Raw genomic sequence first — 279 nt, 5'->3', positions numbered from 1 at the left:
ATCGCGCGTGGCGAGGCGGCTGCGCACGCTCTGATAAAGACCGACGAGACCGCGCGGCAGGAAGATCAGCAGCACGATCAGCAAGGGGCCGAAGACGAGAAAGCGATAGTCCTGCATGAACTGCAGCGACTGCGTGAGCCACGGCAGCGCCATCGCGCCGAGCAGCGGACCGGCCAGCGTGCCGATGCCGCCGACCACCACGTACATCGTCATGTCGAAGGTATGGCCGATGTTGGCGAGATCGGGGCCGAGAAAACGCACGAAGCCCGCATAGAGGCC

General features: G+C 64.9%; 1 pseudogene. It reads right to left on the bottom strand.

The features are described from left to right. Positions 1-279: pseudogene (locus R2R70_RS19795) on the bottom strand (branched-chain amino acid ABC transporter permease); the annotation flags it as partial.

Source organism: Cobetia sp. SIMBA_158 (assembly GCF_046566945.1).
Lineage (GTDB): Bacteria > Pseudomonadota > Gammaproteobacteria > Pseudomonadales > Halomonadaceae > Cobetia > Cobetia amphilecti.
Note: the sequence above shows the minus strand (reverse complement) of the source record. Positions and strands in the feature narration are given on the sequence as shown.